We start from the raw sequence: 21,783 nt of genomic DNA on the forward strand, positions 1-21,783 counted from the left end.
CAATAAAATGAATTTCAATAACTTTTTGAAATCACTATTCGGTGATAAATCAAGTCGTGATATGAAGCTGATTCAACCTCTTGTTGAGAAAGTCAAGGCAGAATATCCGAAAATCAAGGCACTGACTAATGATGAATTACGTGCGAAGACAAAAGAACTTCAGCACTATGTACAAAGCTCTGCCGACGAGCAAAAGAAACAGATAGAAGAATTAAAGGCAAAGATTGAAGAAACTCCCATCGATGAGCGTGAAGAAATATTCAATCAGATTGATAAATTGGAAAAAGAGGTTCTTGATATCTATGAGAAAGCCTTGGACGAAGTGATGCCAACAGCTTTCAATATCATCAAAGATACCGCCCGTCGATTTGCAGAGAATGAAGAAACCATCGTTACGGCGACAGAGTTCGACCGTGAGTTGGCTGCCCAACCGACTAATGACTTTATTACCATTGACGGAGATAAAGCCATCTATCACAATGAGTGGACAGCCGGAGGAAATAAGATACAGTGGAACATGATTCATTATGATGTTCAATTGTTTGGTGGTATAGCCCTTCACCAAGGTAAGATTGCAGAAATGGCAACAGGTGAAGGTAAAACACTTGTGGCAACACTCCCTGTTTTCCTCAATGCTCTCACCGGTAACGGTGTCCACATGGTCACGGTGAATGACTACTTGGCTAAACGTGACTCCGAATGGATGGGACCTTTATACATGTTCAATGGACTCTCTGTTGACTGTATTGATAAGCACCAGCCAAATTCCGAAGCACGACGCAAGGCTTATCAGGCAGATATTACCTTTGGTACTAATAATGAATTCGGCTTCGATTATTTGCGTGACAACATGGCTTTGAATCCCAGCGACCTTGTTCAGCGCAAGCATAATTATGCCATTGTCGACGAGGTCGACTCTGTTTTGATTGATGATGCACGTACGCCTCTGATTATTTCCGGCCCAATTCCAAAGGGTGACGACCAGATGTTTGAAGAATATCAGCCTTTGGTTGAACGCCTTTATGAGGTACAGCGTAAGCAAGCTACGGAACTGTTGGCCGAAGCTAAACAAAAGATCACGGCCGGACAGGAAAAGAACGACAAGCAAATGTTAGAGGAAGGCTTCCTCGCCCTCTACCGTTCTTACAAGGCTCTTCCGAAGAACAAACCATTAATCAAGTATCTTTCGGAAGATGGAATCAAAGCCGGAATGTTGGCAACTGAAGAAATTTACATGGCCAATAACAACAGAGAGATGCCTAAGGCCATCGAACCTCTCTATTTTGTTGTTGACGAAAAACTGAACAGTGCAGACCTTACAGACAAGGGAACGGGTTGGCTTGCAAGCCAAACCGGGCGTGAAGATTTGTTTGTTCTTCCTGATATCACTTCTGAACTCTCTGAACTTGAAAGTCAAACCGGACTCTCTGATCAAGAAAGGATTGACAAGAAAGATGAGTTGATGACGCATTATGGAGTGCAAAGTGAACGTGTGCATACGCTTCAGCAGTTGCTGAAAGCCTATACCATGTTCAATAAGGATGACGAATATGTTGTTATGGATGGTGAAGTAAAGATTGTCGACGAGCAGACCGGCCGTATCATGGAAGGCCGACGCTGGAGCGACGGACTTCATCAGGCCATCGAGGCCAAGGAGCATGTAAAGGTAGAGGCTGCCACACAGACATTTGCAACCATCACTTTGCAAAACTATTTCCGAATGTATCACAAGCTGTCGGGTATGACCGGTACGGCAAGCACGGAGGCCGGCGAGTTTTGGGACATATACAAGCTCGATGTCGTTGAAATTCCGACCAACCGACCGATTGCCCGCCATGATATGGACGACCGGGTCTACAAAACTGCACGAGAAAAGTATGCGGCTGTCATCGATGAGATTGAGACCATGCGTAATGCCGGACGCCCGGTTTTGGTTGGTACGACCTCTGTTGAAATCAGCGAACTGTTGAGTAAGATGCTGAAGATGCGGCGGATACCTCACAATGTACTGAACGCAAAGCTCCATCAGCGCGAAGCTCAAATCGTAGCAGAGGCTGGTCGTTCGGAGAATGGCTTGGGTGCCGTGACGATTGCAACCAACATGGCCGGTCGTGGTACGGATATTAAACTGACCGATGAGGTGAAAGCCGCCGGAGGTTTGGCCATCATCGGTACCGAACGCCATGAAAGCCGCCGCGTAGACCGCCAGTTGCGTGGTCGTGCCGGCCGTCAAGGCGACCCGGGTTCTTCGGTTTTCTATGTTTCCTTGGAAGATAAACTGATGCGTTTGTTTGCTTCTGAGCGCATTGCCAAGGTAATGGACCGTTTAGGTTTTGAGGATGGCGAACGTATAGAAAGTCCGATGATCTCAAAGAGTATCGAACGTGCCCAGAAGAAAGTCGAAGAAAACAACTTCGGTATCCGTAAACACCTGCTCGAATATGATGATGTAATGAACAAACAACGCACTGTCATCTATGAAAAGCGGCGTCATGCACTCATGGGCGAGCGCATCGGCATGGATATAACCAATGTTATTTGGGATCGCATTGTCAATATCATTGAGAGAAATGACTACGATGGTGCCCGAGAAGAATTCATGAAGGTTCTGGCAATGGAGATGCCTTTCACTCAAGATGAATTCGATAACGGTGTGAAGTCTGAACTTGAAGAACGCGCTTTCCAAGATGCTATCGCATCATTCAAGCGCCATACGGACCGTATTCAGGCTGATGCCTATCCCGTTATCAAGAAAGTGCAAGAAGAACAAGGTGCAATGTATGAACGTATTCTTGTTCCTATCACCGATGGACGCAATGTTTATCAAATTCCGGCAGACTTGCAACTTGCTTATAAGAGTGAGGCTGCAAGCGTAGTGAAAGAATTTGAGAAGACTATCATGCTCCGTATCATCGATGATAACTGGAAAGAGAACCTTCGTCAGCTTGATGAATTACGACACAGTGTGCAGAATGCATCTTACGAGCAGAAAGATCCGCTGTTGATATTCAAACTTGAGAGCGTCAAACTCTGGGACAACATGATTGACGACATGAACAACCGCATTGCAAGCGTGTTGATGCGCTGCCAGATTCCGGTGGTTCAAGAGGTCCAAGAGGCTGCGCCCGAACAACGCGCACAGCGGTATAACGAACGTAAAGATGACATTGACGCTCAGGCAACACAGCGTGCAGTGGCCAATCATGATACCCGTGAGGGTGCAGATAGGGTAAATCACACGCCTTATATAGCTGATCGTCTGCCACGTCCAAATGATCCTTGTCCTTGTGGCAGTGGTAAAAAGTTCAAAAACTGCCATGGAAAGAACCTGTAGTCCACGGATTTAATCCATAAAGCCCATTCATACAAGATGTGTGAATGGGCTTTTCTTTTCTCGTTTTTCCGTCAGACCGAAGAAAGAAAGGCGAAATCTCCTCCCATTTACAGTCGTATGGCGATGCAAAAGAGTAGAGGACCATCGCATTGTTATCTCTTAGAAAGAGCGAAAAGCAAGGTGCAATCAAAGACTGCCTTTCATGGCAAAATTGTTTCAGCCATTTTACCGCGTAATATGGCTGAGATTACACGGTAAAATGGCTGATTTCAGGTTGCAAAATGGCTGAGATGGCGAAACTTATCCGCCTTAATCTCAGTTGTTTTGATAGAGATAGCGTTTGATACTCTTCTTAGGTGTCTTTTCAAACTCCTCTTCATGGATACGTATAGCCGCTAATTTGCAGTAGGCAGGCTGCGACTGATTGAGCTCATTGCGGTTTTGCTCCATGATGTTTTCCAAATCTTCATTGGTAAATCCCATGTTTTGAGCCTCATCATAGTCGGGATGAACCAAGCCGATCAGCTTGTCGCCCTCTTGAATGACAAGACTTTCGCTGACAAGCGCCAATGAATTAAGCTTGTCTTCTATCTCTTCGGGATAGATATTCTGTCCGCTGGCGCCCAAAAGCATGTTTTTTGACCGTCCTTTGATGAAAACGTTCCCGTCGGCGTCCATTGTTCCAAGGTCACCTGTGTGATACCAACCGTCGGCATCGATTGTCTGGCGGGTAGCTTCTTCGTTTTTATAGTAGCCAAGCATGACGTTGAGCCCTTTAGCAAGGATTTCTCCGGGGATATGTTCCGGGTCTGCACTGTCAATCTTCACTTTCATGTTGACGACAGAGCGGCCGCAGCTTCCCGGGACATAGTCTTTATAGTCGGAATAACAGATGATAGGCGCACATTCTGTGGCACCATATCCGACCGTATATTTGAAACCAATCCGATGCATGAACTGTTCTATCTCCTGATTGAACGCCGCTCCGCCTATAATGACCTCATAGAAATCGCCACCAAAGGCATTTGAGACCTGTTCACAAATCTTTTCACGAACTTTTTTGGCTACTACCGGCATGTGGAGCAGCATGCGCATGCGGTTATTCTGTATCTTCGGGAAAACCTTTTTCCTAATGATTTTTTCAATAACGAGCGGTACGCTGATGATGACCTTAGGTTTTACTTCACTGAAAGCCTGTGCAATGATTGCAGGACTCGGTATCCGCGTAAGATAATAGATGTGGCAGCCTTTGATAAATTCAAAGATGAACTCGAAAGACATGCCATACATATGAGCCATTGGCAGAATACTGATGATGTTGTCACCAGCATTTAGATGCGTACCTAATACTTGTTCTGCAAAATAAACATTGCTCCAAAGTGCGCGATAGGGGAGCATGACACCTTTAGAGAACCCGGTTGTCCCGCTGGTGTAATTGATCAGTGCCAATTCTTCGGGGTTCTTATCTACATAATAACCGACATGTTCTTTGCGAAAGAACTTGGGAAACTTCCTACCAAACATCTCATTAAGATGTTCGCGGGCGTAAGTTAGCTTGTCAGTACGTGAAAGCACGAGAGAATAGTCTGGAATATAGATGATACCTTCTAATGCCGGCATCTTGGTTGCATCAATCTGAGTGGCAACGACATCACCAACAAAGAGCAGTCTCGCTTCGCTGTGGTTGACAATGTTGTGCATTTGGTCCGGCGTGAACTCATGTAGAATGGGAACGGCTATACAACCGTAAGTGAGCGTGGCCAAAAATGCCACGGCCCAATTGGCACTATTGCGACCGGCCAACGCTATTTTGTCACCTTTTACCACTCCGCTACTTTCAAACATGATGTGCAGCTTTTCTATCTTGCGGGCCACATCATGATATTGTAGCGTTTCACCTTTGAAGTCTGTCAGTGCATCTCTGTTCCAATTATCAATGATAGACTTTTGTATCAGGCTATTAAAACTTGGTATTTGTTCCATAATGTGTTGTATTTACATTTTTAGAATATTAAATATCCGTTTAGATTGCATCTTGACGAAGACGGTGTTTGGTACTCTTCTTCTTGCAATCATCTGTTAAAGCGGCATCTTTATTCCAATTATTAATGATGCCTTGTCCTATAAATCTATTGAAGTTCAATACGGAATTCATTGCACAATTTTAGAAACTTTGTGCAAAGGTAGGTCTTTATCTGCACATTTCAAAACTTTATGTGCATTATTTCTTTTCTAAATACAGATTTTGGTTATTCGTAGCGCATTGATTTGGCAGGGTGTATGTGTGAAATCAAATAGCTTGGTGCGATAAGAACGAACAAACAAATAAGCAATGTCGATACATTCAGGATAATGAATAATGGCAAGTTGTATTCAACAGGGACTGTATTGACGTAATAGGTTTGTGGATCGAGCTTTACAAATCCTATAAATCTTTGTAACGTAATCAATCCAAGCCCAATAAGGTTTCCTATGAGCATTCCTTTGCAAATAATAAAAGCTGCGAACCACATGAAAGTGTGCCGTATTGTTTTATTGCGTGCACCGATGGCCTTTAGAATACCAATCATTACGGTTCGTTCAAGAATAATGATTAACAGTCCGGAAATCATCGTAACGCCTGCAACAGCAATCATCAGAGTTAGGATTATCCATACATTGAGGTCTAATAACCCAAGCCATGAGAATATCTGCGGGCATAAATCACGAATTGTTTTTGATGAGTAGGTTTCGCCATAACGGTCAAGTGTACGGTTCACTTTTGCCACCAAACCGCTTTCAACATCGTCAACCTTGTCGAAATCTTTGACGATTAGTTCTGCACCGGTAGCCTGATCATGATCCCAACCGTTAAGTTTTACGATAGTATTAAGATCGGTAAAGCACGTAAAATCATCATATTGTGAGAGATTCGTCTGATAGATACCTGCTATAATGAATCTGCGCGTGCGTACGCCGTTCTGATCAATGAAATAACTATAAATCTTATCGTTTGATTTTACGCCCAGTTTATCTGCAATGCTTTGTGAAATCAAAATCTTATTGCCATTACTATCATCCCTGAAGCGGGGAATTATTCCTTGCTTTATATTTTGATGTAAAAATGTTGTGTCGTATTCGGGGCCTATACCTTTGAAAACGACACCTAAAAAGTCATGGTCGGTTTTAAGAATTCCTTGTTTCATGGCATAACGTTGTACATGCTTTACGCCCGGAGTTGATTTCAATACCGTAATCATGGAGTCGCCCATTTGTATGGGATAAGAGTCTCCGGTCTGCATGGTCATGAAGTTTGCCACCTGAATATGACTTCCAAATCCGATAACCTTATCACGAATCGTATGCTTGAAACCCAGAACGACACTTACTGAAATCAGCATTACGGCAAGTCCTATAGCCACACCAGCCGTAGCTATTCTGATGGCTGGCCGTGATACCTGTTTACTATCGGTCTTACCACCATAGATTTTTCTTGCTATGAAAAGAGGTAAATTCAAGATTTGGATTATTGTTCTTTGGTAATATGCCCCGGATATGCTTCGAGGGCCTTTCTCAACACGAATAATGCACGCTCTAGATCTTTCTTCTTCAACACATATGCGATACGTACTTGATCGATTCCCGCATTCGGCGTGGTATAGAAACCAGCGGCAGGTGCCATCATCACGGTCTCGCTTTCATACTCAAACTCCTCAAGACACCAACGACAGAACTTCTCACTATTGTCAACAGGGAGCTTGGCTACGGTATAAAATGCTCCCATAGGTATGGGTGAATATACCCCGGGAATACGATTTAGCCCGTCGATAAGGCACTTTCTACGTTCTACATATTCATCATAGACATCACGATAATATTCTTCAGGAGCGTTAAGAGATGCCTCAGCGACAATCTGTCCGATAAGTGGGGGAGAAAGTCGAGCCTGACAAAATTTCATGACGGCCTTTCTTACTTCTGCATTCTTTGTAATCAATGCGCCGATGCGGATTCCACATTCGGAATATCGCTTTGAAACAGAATCTATCAGGATAACATTATTTTCAATTCCTTCTAAATGGCAGGCGCTAATGTAAGGTGATCCGGTATAGATATACTCGCGATATACCTCATCAGAGAACAAATAAAGATCGTACTTCTTGACAAGATCACGAATTTGTTTCATTTCACGACGCGTGTAGAGGTAGCCGGTTGGATTATTTGGATTGCAAATCATGATGGCACGGGTGTGCTCATTGATGAGTTCTTCGAACTTCTCTACTTTAGGCAGAGAGAAACCCTCCTCGATAGTGGTTGCAATAGTCTTGATAGTGGCCCCGGCGCTGATGGCGAATGCCATGTAATTGGCGTATGCGGGTTCCGGAATGATGATCTCATCTCCCGGGTTCAGACAACTCATAAAGGCAAACAACACGGCTTCACTTCCACCGGATGTAATGATAATGTCATCGGCATCGACGTTGATATTGTATTTCTTATAGTAGTCAACAAGTTTCTCCCGATAACTCAGATAACCTTGACTTGGTGAGTACTCCAATATCTTTCGGTCTATTTTCTTCAGTGCATCAAGCCCACATTGCGGTGTAGGCAAGTCTGGCTGACCGATATTTAAGTGGTAGACTTTCGTCCCACGCTTCTTTGCGGCTGCAGCAAGAGGGGCCAACTTTCTGATAGGCGACTCCGGCATCTCTAATCCGCGAACTGATATTTCCGGCATCTTTTGTTTGAATTGCGATGGTATTACCTACCATCTGTTATCATGCTTGCAAAGGTAATAAAATATTTGGAACCGTAATGTCTTCACTGAATTTAATAAACACGCGGACCAAAAATGGTTGTTCCCACGCGAACCATTGTCGAACCGTGCGCAATAGCTGTCAGATAGTCGTGGCTCATGCCCCATGAACGCTCTTTGAATGCTTCGCTATCTGCGAAATAGCATACCTTGAGTTCTTCGAAGAAACGAGTAGCCGTATCAAACTCAGCGGCAATCTGTTTTTGGTCATCTGTATTGCTGGCCATCATCATCAGGCCACAAATCCGGATATGGCCGAGTGTTCGCCACGTTCCGTCTTTCAACAGTTCACGGCAGGCATCAAGCGTCAACCCGTATTTGGTTTCCTCTTTGGCTATATGAAGTTCCAAAAGAACGTTGATTATACGATCGTGCTTGGCGGCCTGCTTATCGATTTCTTTCAATAGCTTAAGACTGTCTACAGCTTCTATCATTGAAATATAAGGCGCAATATATTTTACTTTATTGGTCTGCAGATGTCCGATGAAATGCCATTCGATATCCTTGGGCAGTATCTCTACCTTATGGCTCAGCTCCTGTTCATGGCTTTCGCCAAAGACACGCTGACCTTCGGCATAGGCTGCTCGGATATATTCATCGGGGTGATATTTGCTGATGGCAACCAATCTGATATCTTGAGGCAGATTGCCCAGCACCTCATGTAAATTCTTTGCTACATCAACGGTCATTTTTATTCTGCATTAACTTGCTCAGTTTGTTCTGCCGTTTCATATTCAGGCGCGTCATTGTGTGATATGGCGTCCTTCTTGGCTCCGTTATGTTCGAACACGTCCATTATTTGGGTTTCCTGAATGCCCACAATGACATAATCTATCATGGTTCCACCCATGACCTCGTTCACATGCTTGACGGCAGCGGGCAGACTTCCTGCCTGTACCAGATAGGTCACCGTGGAACGTTTCTCTTTCTCCGTCTTTTCGTCAATGGTGATGAACTGCAATTTACACTTGTACCATTTGTCGTCGGTGTCGGCATCACTGAAAAATATTTCACCATAGGCAGCCTGCTTCAGGTCGGTCACCTTGAAATCTCCCGTGATATAGACACGCATCTCTTCAATAATCGTATTCTCGGCCTCGGTGAAACTCAAGGCATCTACCACATAACTCTCCGACACTTTCTTCTGCATGCCGTCGTCAATTGTCTTCTCATAACGTATTTTGGTCTCAAACCAAACTGCGGTCCTGCTTCTCATACTTCTTCGTTTTTTGATTGTCGGGCAAAATTACGAATTTAATCCGAATCCCACAAAGAATTTATTCAGAATCAAACCACAGAAAGATAACAAAAACTACATTAAAGCGTCAACTCTTACGATCACACACCCATTAAGAAATTGCACTTCTATTTTGAATATTTATATTTTCCAACCACCCGTCCCAATGCTCGAGAGACCAGGCATGACGATTCCTGGCCAGAGACATCGCACGCCCAATCCTAAGAAAAAGGGCATTGAATGTCAAAATAATTTGTAATATATCCATACCTCCAAACATCATCAAATAGAAAAACAAAGTACGGAAAATTACTTTTTTTCGGTCGTTTTACTGGGTTTTATCCGAAAGGAACGTACTTTTTCTCAGAAAAGTATATACGTTTTAAGCAAAAAGTATATGCCTTTTGATTAAAACGTATATACTTTTCAGCCAAAATTACCGTACTTTTTGCCAAAAACGATGTAACCTTTTGGTTCACAGCAGCTTGCAAAAAGAGGCCTAAAACTCGCGTATTTCAGCCAAAAGTAGGTCTTGGTTGAGAAAAAGCGAGCTATGAGCGTGTGTTTGTAAAAGAAATATCAAGGGTGTCAAACAGATGTTCTTCGCCAATTGTCAATAACTTTAAATGACATTTACACTGTCACCATAGAAGGACAGAGGAAAGTTCTGTTTGAGCCACTGATAAAAAGACTCGCTTTCTTATTGACCAGATGGGACCATTGGGAGGCGATTTTCTCCAATCATTCACTCCATTTCGCCTTTTCTTGAACCTTCGGGGTTGGATTTTCTTGGAAAAGCAATAAAACTTTCTCGGGATTTTTAGCCGGCTTGCATCTCACGCAACAGTGTTTTCTGCCGTTCGCTCAATCCGGTGGGCAACTTGACGTTATAAACGATAATCAAATCGCCATAGACGCCGTTCCCGCGACTGTAGCCTTTACCGCGGACACGGACTTTCGTCCCGTTCTGCGTTTCGGGTTTCACCTTCAGTTTTATCTTCTTCCCGTTGCTGAGTTGAATGATGACTTCGCCACCGAGCAACGCCGTATACATGTCGATATTGACTTTGGCTTCCATCTGCCCATTGTCTTGACGTGGCCGCGTCCCGCCTTCAAAGCCCGAGGTATGGAATCCTCCTCCTCCGAACAAGTCTTGAAAGAAGCTCGAGAAGCCACCGCCGCTGCTACTGAAATTGCTGAAGTCGAAACCCTCGAAAGGATTGCCTTCGGCGTGGCTTCCCGAAGCATTGCCTTGGAAAGCGTCGGCCTCTCGCCACTGTTCACCGTATTTGTCATACTTTGCGCGCTTCTCCGGGTCGTTTATCACATCGTAAGCTTCGTTCAGAGCCTGAAACTTAGCCTTGGCCTTCGGGTCGTTCGGATGCAAATCCGGATGGAAGAGCTTGGCTCTCTTACGATATGCGTCCCTGACATCTTTCTGCGGAATGTTACGGTCAACACCCAGTATCTTATAATAATCAACAAATGCCATAATCTTTTTTAATTTAATACATGAATCATTTTCAGCTTTTGACATAGCAAAAAGCATGCCCGACCTGTTTTTTGGCATATCCTTTGCTTTTATTGCCCATAAATTTATTACTTTTGCAGCAGCAATAATATAAGGAGGCAAAATATATGACAAGTCAGTTTTCACACAAGGTCTCAGAGATATTAGCTTTCAGCAGAGAGGAAGCCTACCGATTAGCCAGTTGCTCAGTAGGGCCCGAGCACATCGTCTTGGGTATTTTACGTGAGAAAAATAGTTTGCTCAGTAATCTCTTCCAACGCATGAATATTGACGAGAAGAATGTAAAGTCGGAATTAGAATCGAAAGTAAAGAAAGATGAAGTTGTAGAATCTATCATTACATCTGAACTCGTGCTTAATGAGCAGGCAAGTAACATCTTGAAACTTGCTGTTCTGGAAGCACGTATACAACACACTCAACTGGTAGATGTACAGCACCTTATTTTAGCCATCCTACATGACCAAATAAACAATGGGGCCAAGGAAATCTTGGAATACAACAATATGAACTACGAAGATACGCTTTCCTATCTGAAAACCCAGATGAGCAGTAATCAGACTGCGACCGACGGTTATGGGATGCCCGATGAGGAGGAAGAAGATGAGGCCATGCCAACGGGTAATAAAAAGCAGACTTACACTAAGACGGCTAATGGGGAAGCAAAGAGCAAGACTCCCGTATTAGATAATTTCTCGACAGACCTTACGCAGGCTGCCTTCGATGGGAAACTGGATATGGTTGTCGGTCGAGAACAAGAAATTCAGCGTGTCATAGAAATACTCTGCAGGCGCAAAAAGAACAACCCGATTCTTATTGGTGAGCCCGGAGTAGGGAAAAGTGCCATCGTCGAAGGCTTGGCACAATTAATCGTGCAGCACAAGACCTCGCCCGTTCTGTTCAATAAACGTGTTGTAAGTCTTGATCTGACAGCCGTTGTAGCTGGAACTAAATATCGAGGACAATTTGAAGAACGTATCCGGTCCTTGATTAATGAATTAGAGCGGGCCCCGGAAGTCATTGTCTTCATTGATGAAATCCACACGATGATTGGTGCCGGGAGCACTCCGGGCAGTATGGACGCCGCCAATATCATGAAACCGGCCTTGGCACGTGGCATTATTCAATGCATTGGCGCGACCACTGTCGACGAATATCGCAAAAGTATAGAGAAAGACGGTGCTTTGGAACGCCGCTTCCAAAATGTGATGGTTGAGCCGACCACGGCCGAACAGACACTGACCATTCTCCACAATATCAAGGACAGATACGAACAACATCATCATGTCAGCTATACAGCCGAGGCACTCAAAGCGTGTGTCAATCTGACAGAACGTTATATTTCCGATCGTTATTTCCCGGATAAAGCTATTGATGCACTTGACGAGGTTGGAGCCCGAGTACATCTACAGAACACCGAAATGCCTACGGAATTATCCGACAAGCAGAAAGAACTGGAGGAAACAATCTTGAAAAAGAAACAAGCGGTGAGAAACCAGAACTTTGAACTTGCTGCGGGCTATCGCGACCATCAGACTTCCCTTGAAAAAGAAATCGACGAATTGAACCGTAGATGGGCTTCGGGAGAAGATGCCAACCGACACGTTGTCACCGACGATGAAGTGGCAGATGTAGTCTCAATGATGGCAGGTGTCCCCGTGCAACGCATTGCCGAGGCTGAAAACGTAAAGTTGAAGAATATGGGCAAGGTTTTGAAAGAGCAGGTAATAGCCCAAGACAACGCCATCGAAAAGATGGTGAAAGCTATCCAACGCAACCGTGTAGGTATCAAAGCCCCCAACCATCCAATCGGCGTGTTCATGTTTCTAGGCCCCACTGGAGTCGGTAAAACCTATTTAGCTAAGAAGCTGGCCGAGTATATGTTCGGTTCCGATGAGGCACTGATACGGATAGACATGAGCGAGTATTCAGAAAGCTTCAACACATCGCGACTAATCGGTGCTCCTCCGGGATATGTCGGCTATGAAGAAGGGGGGCAGCTCACAGAAAAGGTGAGGCGTCATCCTTACTCTATCATTCTGCTCGACGAAATTGAAAAGGCACACGGCAACATCTTCAGCATGCTACTTCAGGTACTCGACGAGGGAAGGCTCACTGATGGCAACGGGCGGCTCATTGATTTCCGTAACACGGTAATCATTATGACCTCAAATGCCGGAACGCGCCAGCTGAAAGAGTTCGGACACGGTGTAGGGTTCAATGCCAGTGGAAGCATCGGGCTTAGCCTGGGCGACAAGGACAAAGAATATGCACGCAGCATTATTCAAAAAAGTCTCAGTAAGCAGTTTGCGCCCGAATTCCTGAATCGTCTTGACGAAATCATCACTTTCGACCAACTCGACCTCGGGGCCATCAAAAAAATCATTGACATCGAACTAAAAGAGCTTTACAAGCGCATCAAGGGGTTGGGCTATCAGCTGTCAATCACGGACACGGCCAAAGAATTCGTTGCAACGAAAGGATATGACGTACAGTTTGGTGCACGGCCGCTGAAACGCGCCATTCAAAACTATATCGAAGATGGCGTATGCGAAAAGATTCTCTCCAACACGCTCCGAGAGGGTGACACGATTAGCGTGAGCAAAGCTCCCGGTAAGGAAGAACTGCTTTTCAAATAAAGAGGCGTAAAACGCCAACCGCGCGCCCCCCGAAATAAGGAAATCAAAGGGGCGCGGGGCTTCCACCATGGTGGAAAGGGGTTGAACAGAGAAAAAACGCACGTCTTCCATGGAAGAAATAAAAAAATGTAAAAAAGACGCTCGTCTTCCATGGAAGATGAAGGATATTTTAACAGAAAATATTTTCTTCCACGGGAGAAATAAAAATATGTAAAAAGAATGGTCGTCTTCCATGGAAGATAAAGTTTTTTTTAACAATCACCTCTTTTCTTCCATGGAAGATGACAATAAAAGTAAGAAATAACCCTTTTCTTCCATGGAAGACATTAAAAAAAGAAACAAAAAGCATTCGTCTTCCATGGAATATGACAACGAAAATAAGAAATATCACCGAGATACGGTAGCTCGACGCTGTCTGCGACGAGTCGTATCGTGTCCTGCAATTCACGGTGCGGGCGGCCAAGCATCGCCGTGCGGCTGACGTGCAGGCTGCAGCCGGCGAGGTGGAAAAGGTAATGAGGCGTTATCCCGAACTGGCCGTGCAGAGCAACATTTCTGCGGCTCATCTCAATAATTTTATTACGGTCAAGTGATTTTATTAGCTGCCCATACGCCGACTTTCCGAAAAAAAATGTGCACTTTCCCCAAGAGTTTTTACCGGACACGAGACACAACAAAAAAAGCCGAACTGCAAAAACAGTCCGGTCTTAGATCGTATTACACGAAAGGAAAAGACCTATCGGCTGTTTTCCATCGTGTGAAATTAGTTTATTTGTTCTTCAACTTCTCAATATACGCGTCGATGACGGCGATGGCAGTTATGTTGACCACGTCGTTAACAGAACTTTCGAAATCAGTGAAGTGGATGGCTTTATTCAATCCCATTTGAATGGGGCCAATGATTTCGCTGTCGGGATTGAGTGCTTGAAGCAGTTTATAACTGCAATTGGCACTGCTCATGTTCGGAAAGACCAGTGTATTTACGTCTTTACCTTTCAGACGGCTGAACGGAAACTTGTCATCGCGCAATTCCTTGTCGAGGGCAAAGTTCACTTGCATCTCGCCGTCAATGGCCAAATCGGGATATTCCTTCTGTATCTGCCCGACGGCATTGTGCACTTTCTGCGGGCTTCCGACTTCGTCAGAACCGAAGTTTGAATAGCTCAGCATGGCGATGACGGGTTCTTCATTAAAGAACTTCACCGTGTGGGCGCTGAGCTTGGCTATGTCGGCCAGAATGTTCTCGTCGGGGTGACGATTGATGAGCGTGTCGGCCATGTAATAGATGCCTTTCTTGGTGTTGAGAATATGCATCGTTCCGAAAGTTTTGAATTCGGGCCTGACACCGATGACTTCCTTGGCCACCTTAATCGTGTTGCTATATTTCGTATAAAGACCGGTGATGAATGCGTCGGCATAGCCGTTTTCGACTAAACTCATTCCGAAATAGTTGCGTTCGTACATCTTGTCGTAGGCTTCCTCGAACGTGTATCCCTGCCGTGCACGCTTCTCGGCCAGATGTTTGGCGAACATGGCGCGGCGCCCTTGCTCTTGATCGGCACGCATGTCGATGATTTCGACACCGGTCAGGTCGAGTTTCAGACGGTTGGCCAGTCGGTTCAATCTGTCGGGGTTGCCCAAAAGAATCGGTTCGCAGAAGCCTTCCTGCTTGGCTTGTACGGCAGCTTTCATCATGGTGGCATGTCCGCCCTCGGCAAACACCACTTTCTGTGGGTGCAAGCGGGCGGTGTCGTGGAGCTTGCGGGTGAGCGCAGTCTCTTGGCCGAGCAGTTGGCGCAGTCCTTTTTTGTAGGTTTCCCAGTCTGTAATCGGCGTACGTGCGACGCCACTTTCCATGGCGGCCTTGGCCACAGCTGCACTGACCTCGGTAATGAGCCGCGGGTCGACAGGTTTTGGAATGAAGTATTTCGGGCCGAATGTAAGGTCGGTCACATGATAAACCTCATTTACGACATCAGGCACAGGCTGCTTGGCAAGTTCGGCGATAGCCTTGACGGCAGCCAACTTCATTTCTTCATTAATGGCTTTTGCGTGGACATCGAGTGCACCACGGAAAATATAGGGAAAGCCGATGACATTGTTGATTTGATTGGGGTAATCACTCCGTCCCGTGCTCATCAATACGTCAGGACGGCTCGCAACCGCGTCTTCATAAGAAATTTCCGGAACGGGATTGGCTAAGGCAAAAACGATAGGATTGTCTGCCATACTGCGAATCATGTCTTGTGTGAGTATATTTCCTTTGCTCAGTCCTAAGAACACGTCGGCGCCTTTAATGGCCTCTTCCAGCGTGTGAACGCCCTTGCGTTTGGTAGCAAAGATAGCTTTCTGCGCAGTGATTTTCTCACGGTCTACAGTAATGACCCCCTTAGAATCAAGCATAATGATATTTTCGGTCTTTGCTCCAAGGGCAACATACAGCTTAGTACAACTGATGGCTGCAGCTCCGGCACCGTTGACAACAATCTTTACTTTGCTGATATCCTTACCAGCAACCTCGAGCGCATTAATCAGACCCGCAGAAGAAATGATAGCCGTGCCATGTTGGTCATCATGCATCACGGGAATGTCAAGAGTCTTCTTCAGCCGTTCTTCGATATAGAAACACTCAGGTGCCTTGATATCTTCAAGATTGATACCGCCAAAAGAAGGCGCAATCTTCTCAACGGCTTCACAAAACTTCTCAGGATCTTTCTCATTCACCTCAATATCGAAGACATCAACGCCACCATAAATCTTGAAAAGAAGCCCCTTACCTTCCATGACAGGCTTTCCACTCATTGCACCGATGTCACCCAGTCCCAATACGGCCGTGCCGTTGCTGATAACAGCCACAAGATTGCCTTTGTCCGTATACTTATAGGCATTATCGGGGTCAGCTTGTATCTCAAGACATGGAAATGCTACGCCCGGTGAATAGGCCAAACTCAAATCCGTTTGCGTGTGGTAAGGCTTTGTCGGCTTTACTTCAATCTTGCCCGGGCGTCCATTCTCGTGATATGCCAAGGCTGCTTCTTTAGTAACTTTTACCATTTCAATTGTTTATTTTGTTCAAATCATCTCTTTATTTTCCTCACTTTATGTGCAAAGTTAGCAAAAAACGTTTGAATAAGGAATGGTTTTTTTGTTATTTTTTGTAACTTTGCAAAAGAATATTCAGTCAGTTTCTTTTGATTTTTTATGCATAGACCAAACGCACCAACAGAGTATCGCGAACAGTTGAAGGAGCGTATCCTCAAAACTGCCATGCAAGAGTTTCTGACGAACGGTATCAAACAAGTAAAGATGGATGATATCGCTCGAAAGTTGGGTATATCCAAGCGTACCTTATATGAGATATATGGCAATAAGGAGGAACTGCTATTCGAGGGTATTAAGGATGGAGAGATGAATTATGAGCGTCATCTCAATGAATTCCAATCCAAACATGCACAATCAGTGATGGATATCTTGGCCGAGTACTATCGTTTGCAAGTGAAGATGTTCCAGTCTACTTCACCTCTTTTCTTCTTTGAGCTTCGAAAATACACCCGCATTACGTCTTATCTGAATACGATACACAAGGAACGTAAGGAAAAAGGCAAACTCTTTTTTCAATGTGGAGTAGAGGAGGGGGTCTTTCGCGATGATGTGGACTATGACCTGATAGTACAAATCAGCGAGGCTTCCATGCAATATGTTATGGAGCATCAGCTCTATCGCTTTTATAGTATGGACCATATCCTGTATAATATCATCTTTCTCTTTATGCGTGGTTTCTGTACAGAGAAAGGATTGGTGATGTTAGACGAGAAAATGAAGTCTATCAAATGAGAATCGTTCTTATTGGTTCAGGGAACTTGGCAACCAATTTAGGTGTGGCATTGAAGAATGCCGGTCATCAGATTGTCCAAGTCTATAGCCGAACGATGGAACATGCCCATGAATTGGCTACGCGTTTGGGGGCTGTTCCCACCCATCAAATAGAACAAGTCAGCGATAATGCGGATGTTTATATCTTATCGCTGAAGGACAGTGTGCTCCAGAACATTCTTCCGACATTATGCAAGGGAAAATCCGACAAGATTTTTCTCCATACGGCCGGCAGTCTGCCAATGGACGTATTCGCAGGTTTCGCAGTTCATTACGGTGTGTTCTATCCAATGCAGACATTCTCAAAAGAAAGGTTGGTCGATTTCAAAGCCATTCCTTGCTTTATCGAGGCTTGTGATGCACCGACAAGAGACTTGTTGCAAGCTCTTTCTCGCTCTATCACGACAAAGGTCTACCCACTCTCTTCTGCCGATAGGCAATATCTCCATCTTGCGGCAGTTTTTTCTTGTAATTTTGTAAACCATTGCTATGCGATTTCATCGGAATTACTGGCCCGACATCATATACCTTTCAGTGTAATGCTGCCCTTGATAGATGAAACTGCACGTAAGGTGCATTCGCTTTTGCCTTCAGATGCACAGACTGGACCAGCCGTTCGTTACGACGAAAACGTGATTGAACGGCAGAAGGCCCTGCTTTCCGACGAGCCATCTTGGGCGAATATCTATAAGCAAATGACTGCTTCTATTCATCAAACAGCAACGACAAAAAGAGAACATGATTAATTATGATTTGACAAAGATAAAGGCTGTAGTCTTTGATGTTGATGGTGTGCTTTCAGCAGAGACCATTTTGCTGTCAGAACATGGGGAACCGCTGCGTACGATAAACATCAAGGACGGCTATGCCATTCAGTTGGCAGTCAAAATGGGCCTACAGATAGCTATTCTTACTGGTGGAAAAACCGAAGCTGTACGGTTACGCTATGAAAATCTTGGTGTGCAAGAAGTTTTGATGGGCTGCTCTGTGAAGATAAAAGCTTACGAAGCACTTTTAGAACGCTTGAAAATCGGTGATGAACAAGTGCTCTATGTAGGAGATGACATTCCGGATTATGAAGTGATGTGCCATTGCGGATGCCCTTGTTGCCCTGCCGATGCCGCCCCGGACATTAAGAATATTTCTCTTTATGTCAGTTCTAAAGCCGGAGGACATGGTTGTGGCCGTGATATCATCGAGCAAGTGTTGCGCGCCCAAGGAAAATGGCTTAGTGATGCCAAGGCTTTCGGCTGGTAAAAATAAAGAATGAAGATGAAATACAACATCGTTTTGGCCAGTAATTCTCCCCGCAGAAAGGAACTTCTTGCAGGGCTGGATATTCCTTTTACAGTCAGATTGAAACAAGGAATCAATGAAACCTATCCAGACAATCTGCCCTCAGACGAGGTTCCACTCTTTCTTTCACGCCTGAAAGCAGCAGCCTATCTTGACTCCATGACCGAAAACGAATTGATTTTAACAGCCGATACGGTGGTTATTGTCGGTCAGCAGATTTTGGGAAAGCCGAAAGACGAAGACGACGCCTGCAGAATGCTACGGCTGTTGAGTGGTCGTGAGCATCATGTAGTAACCGGAGTAAGCCTGACAACCTTGCGTAAGCAGCGTAGTTTCAAGGTATCAACGGCGGTTACTTTCAAAACTTTGTCTCAAGATGAAATCTCTTATTATGTAAACCACTATAAGCCTTTCGACAAAGCGGGTGCCTATGGCATACAAGAGTGGATTGGCTATGTAGGTGTAACATCGTTACGAGGAAGCTATTTCAATGTGATGGGCCTTCCTGTCCAACGCATTTACGAAGAACTGATGAAATTCTAAACTCCAATGTATGCGGTCCTCTGTCTTTACCCTTTGCTAAGAGCAGAGTAGCCTCAACCATATTACCAACAAAATGGCCGGGAAAGGAGGGTAGGGGACGCAGGGCTCCTGTGTCCACTCAAGGTGAATGAGACACAAATACACGATCGTTTGAACGGCTGCACGAGCCGTATGTCACCACATACATTTAATCTATTCCGTACGCCTTCTATATTAATAATCAACGACTTATGCCTTTTCTTTCAATCTTAGCTATTTCACCGTGCAATCTCAGCTATATTGCGCGGCAAAGTCAGCCATATTACGCGGTGAAATGGCTGAAATTATACGGCAATATCGCTGAGATTGCAATGCAAAAAGTTGGCATGGAGTTTGCTTAATGAGGGATAAAAATTCTAAAAACAACAGATTATGCAAAAAGGAAACATCGGGGTTACGACTGAGAATATCTTCCCTGTCATCAAAAAGTTTCTCTATTCAGACCACGAAATCTTTCTTCGTGAAATGATAAGTAACGCTGTCGATGCCACACAAAAGCTAAAAACACTGGCAGAAAAGGGTGATTTCAAAGGTGAACTTGGCGAACTTAAGGTCAACGTGAAACTTGACGAAAAGGCCAAAACCATTACTATCAGTGATAACGGTATCGGAATGACCGAGGAAGAGATTGAGAAATATATCAATCAGATTGCTTTTTCGGGCGTCAGTGACTTCTTGGATAAATATAAAGACAACGCAAATGCCATTATCGGGCACTTCGGATTAGGTTTTTATTCAAGCTTCATGGTGAGCGATCGGGTGGATATCATCACGCGTTCTTATCATGATGATGCCAAAGCCGTGAAGTGGACGTGTGACGGAACACCCGCTTATGAAATCAGCGAAGTGGAGAAAGAGGGCCGTGGAAGTGACATCGTGCTCCACATTAGCGAGGATTGCAAGGAATTCCTCAATAAACAGAAGATTGAAGAGCTGCTTAATAAGTACTGTAAGTTCATGGCTGTACCTGTCATCTTCGGCAAAAAGCAAGAGTGGAAGGACGGGAAGATGGTCGATACCGACGAAGATAATGTCATCAATCATGTAGAACCGTTGTGGATCAAGGCTCCGTCAACATTGAAAGATGAAGACTATAAGAAGTTCTATCAGGAACTTTATCCGATGCAGGACGAACCATTGTTTTGGATTCACCTGAATGTGGATTATCCATTCAACCTCACGGGTATCCTTTATTTCCCACGCATCAAGAACAATATCGATTTACAGCGCAACAAGATACAGCTCTATTGCAACCAAGTTTTCGTCACCGACCAAGTAGAGGGCATTGTTCCTGAATTCCTGACACTGCTACATGGTGTCATCGACTCGCCCGATATTCCGCTGAACGTGAGTCGCAGCTATTTGCAGAGCGATGCAAACGTGAAGAAGATATCAAGCTACATCACAAAGAAAGTGGCTGACCGTCTGCAAAACATCTTCAAGGAAGACCGCAAAGCATACGAGGAAAAGTGGGACAATCTCAAGATATTCATCAACTACGGCATGCTTTCGCAAGACGATTTCTACGACCGTGCCAAGGATTTTGCCTTGTTCAAGGATGTTGATGGCAAGTATTTCACCTTTGATGAGTACAAAACCCTCATCAAGGAAGAGCAGACAGACAAGGATGGCACCTTGATTTATCTCTATGCCAACAACACCGAGGAGCAATATACCTATATTGAAGCGGCCAAGAATAAGGGCTATAACGTGCTATTGCTTGACGGCCAGCTTGACACACCAATTGTAAGCATGCTTGAACAAAAGTTCGAAAAGTCTCGTTTTACACGTGTTGACGCCGATATTGTGGAGCGACTCATCATGAAAGATGACCACAAAGAGAACGAAATAGCTGCTGAAGACCGTGAGAACCTAAGTCAGGTGTTCCGCTCACAAATGCCGAAACTCGATAAAACCGAGTTCAACGTAGAGGTGCAAGCCTTGGGAGAGAACGGCCAACCGGTTGTTATTACGCAGAATGAATACATGCGTCGTATGAAACAAATGAGTCAGTTCCAGCCCGGAATGAGCTTCTATCAGCAGATGCCCGACAGCTATACGATGGTGCTCAACAGCGATCATGCACTTGTAAAGCAGGTGCTTGCCGACTGTAACAGCAACACTGCCGAGACATTGAAGCCCATCTTGAGCGAACTAAAAGGACTACAAGCTCGTCTTTCGGCTTTGCATCAAAGTCAGGACAAGAAGAAACCGGAGGAATTGACACAGGAAGAGAAAGACGATTTGCAAAATACGGAAAAGGCTATCAATGAGCAAAAGAGTAAAAAGACCGAAGTGCTTGATGGCTATGCCAAAGGTAATGATGTCATTCACCAATTGATTGACCTTGCACTGTTGCAAAATGGCATGCTGAAAGGACAGGCACTCGATGTCTTCCTCAAACGTTCGATAGATATGATAAAATAAATAGGGAAACAAGACTTAGGGACACTTTGTCCTATGGAAATGAATAAGCGAAAGGCCTGTTGTATTTTTCTTTAA

At 44.7% G+C, this 21,783-nt stretch carries 15 protein-coding genes; 7 read left to right on the forward strand and 8 right to left on the reverse strand.

Translation table 11 applies throughout. The features are described from left to right. Nucleotides 1-7: 7 nt before the first annotated feature. A complete protein-coding gene (secA, locus tag HMPREF9944_RS01000; protein WP_008563819.1) occupies nucleotides 8-3,334 on the forward strand; it encodes a preprotein translocase subunit SecA in 3,327 nt (1,108 codons plus the stop codon). 315 nt (nucleotides 3,335-3,649) lie between these two features. Here secA and HMPREF9944_RS01005 read toward each other — a convergent pair whose 3' ends face one another. The 6 genes from HMPREF9944_RS01005 to HMPREF9944_RS01030 all read right to left on the reverse strand — a co-directional run bounded on the left by HMPREF9944_RS01005 (nucleotide 3,650) and on the right by HMPREF9944_RS01030 (nucleotide 10,855). After that, the gene (locus HMPREF9944_RS01005) at nucleotides 3,650-5,317 is read right to left on the reverse strand and encodes an AMP-binding protein (RefSeq protein WP_008563820.1); all 1,668 of its coding nucleotides are present in this window, start codon (nucleotides 5,315-5,317) and stop codon (nucleotides 3,650-3,652) included. Nucleotides 5,318-5,583: 266 nt separating this feature from the next. After that, nucleotides 5,584-6,831 (reverse strand): ABC transporter permease, encoded by a 1,248-nt coding sequence (locus HMPREF9944_RS01010; protein ID WP_008563822.1) that lies wholly within the window; start codon nucleotides 6,829-6,831, stop codon nucleotides 5,584-5,586. An 8-nt stretch (nucleotides 6,832-6,839) separates the two neighbouring features. Next, nucleotides 6,840-8,048: a pyridoxal phosphate-dependent aminotransferase gene (locus HMPREF9944_RS01015; RefSeq protein ID WP_008563823.1), complete on the reverse strand. Its 1,209-nt coding sequence runs from the start codon at nucleotides 8,046-8,048 to the stop codon at nucleotides 6,840-6,842. 92 nt (nucleotides 8,049-8,140) lie between these two features. After that, entirely contained in the window at nucleotides 8,141-8,815 is a 675-nt protein-coding gene (locus HMPREF9944_RS01020; protein ID WP_008563825.1) for a YggS family pyridoxal phosphate-dependent enzyme, read from the reverse strand. A gap of 2 nt (nucleotides 8,816-8,817) precedes the next feature. Continuing rightward, entirely contained in the window at nucleotides 8,818-9,342 is a 525-nt protein-coding gene (locus HMPREF9944_RS01025; protein WP_008563827.1) for a DUF4494 domain-containing protein, read from the reverse strand. A gap of 841 nt (nucleotides 9,343-10,183) precedes the next feature. Next, a complete protein-coding gene (locus tag HMPREF9944_RS01030) occupies nucleotides 10,184-10,855 on the reverse strand; it encodes a DnaJ domain-containing protein (RefSeq protein ID WP_044113217.1) in 672 nt (223 codons plus the stop codon). A 146-nt stretch (nucleotides 10,856-11,001) separates the two neighbouring features. Here HMPREF9944_RS01030 and HMPREF9944_RS01035 point away from each other — a divergent pair, with 146 nt between their 5' ends. Next, a complete protein-coding gene (locus HMPREF9944_RS01035) occupies nucleotides 11,002-13,530 on the forward strand; it encodes an ATP-dependent Clp protease ATP-binding subunit (RefSeq protein WP_008563832.1) in 2,529 nt (842 codons plus the stop codon). Nucleotides 13,531-13,856: 326 nt separating this feature from the next. Here HMPREF9944_RS01035 and HMPREF9944_RS12900 read toward each other — a convergent pair whose 3' ends face one another. Both HMPREF9944_RS12900 and HMPREF9944_RS01040 read right to left on the reverse strand, forming a co-directional pair. After that, entirely contained in the window at nucleotides 13,857-14,096 is a 240-nt protein-coding gene (locus HMPREF9944_RS12900) for a hypothetical protein (RefSeq protein ID WP_008563835.1), read from the reverse strand. Nucleotides 14,097-14,298: 202 nt separating this feature from the next. Next, nucleotides 14,299-16,584, reverse strand: a complete 2,286-nt coding sequence (locus HMPREF9944_RS01040) for an NADP-dependent malic enzyme (protein WP_008563837.1) — start codon at nucleotides 16,582-16,584, stop codon at nucleotides 14,299-14,301. A 147-nt stretch (nucleotides 16,585-16,731) separates the two neighbouring features. On the opposite strand from HMPREF9944_RS01040, the gene HMPREF9944_RS01045 reads away from it, so the two are divergent. The 5 genes from HMPREF9944_RS01045 (at nucleotide 16,732) to htpG (ending at nucleotide 21,708) form a co-directional block, all read left to right on the forward strand. After that, the gene (locus HMPREF9944_RS01045; RefSeq protein ID WP_008563838.1) at nucleotides 16,732-17,364 is read left to right on the forward strand and encodes a TetR/AcrR family transcriptional regulator; all 633 of its coding nucleotides are present in this window, start codon (nucleotides 16,732-16,734) and stop codon (nucleotides 17,362-17,364) included. Further along, the gene (locus HMPREF9944_RS01050; protein ID WP_008563839.1) at nucleotides 17,361-18,149 is read left to right on the forward strand and encodes a Rossmann-like and DUF2520 domain-containing protein; all 789 of its coding nucleotides are present in this window, start codon (nucleotides 17,361-17,363) and stop codon (nucleotides 18,147-18,149) included. Before HMPREF9944_RS01045 ends, HMPREF9944_RS01050 begins: the two co-directional genes overlap by 4 nt. Next, a complete protein-coding gene (locus HMPREF9944_RS01055; RefSeq protein WP_008563840.1) occupies nucleotides 18,142-18,660 on the forward strand; it encodes a KdsC family phosphatase in 519 nt (172 codons plus the stop codon). Before HMPREF9944_RS01050 ends, HMPREF9944_RS01055 begins: the two co-directional genes overlap by 8 nt. Before the next feature lie 9 nt (nucleotides 18,661-18,669). Beyond that, entirely contained in the window at nucleotides 18,670-19,242 is a 573-nt protein-coding gene (locus HMPREF9944_RS01060) for a Maf-like protein (RefSeq protein ID WP_044113121.1), read from the forward strand. Nucleotides 19,243-19,653: 411 nt separating this feature from the next. Beyond that, the gene (htpG, locus tag HMPREF9944_RS01065; RefSeq protein WP_008563844.1) at nucleotides 19,654-21,708 is read left to right on the forward strand and encodes a molecular chaperone HtpG; all 2,055 of its coding nucleotides are present in this window, start codon (nucleotides 19,654-19,656) and stop codon (nucleotides 21,706-21,708) included. Nucleotides 21,709-21,783: the final 75 nt, after the last annotated feature.

The organism is Segatella maculosa OT 289, assembly GCF_000243015.1.
Lineage (GTDB): Bacteria > Bacteroidota > Bacteroidia > Bacteroidales > Bacteroidaceae > Prevotella > Prevotella maculosa.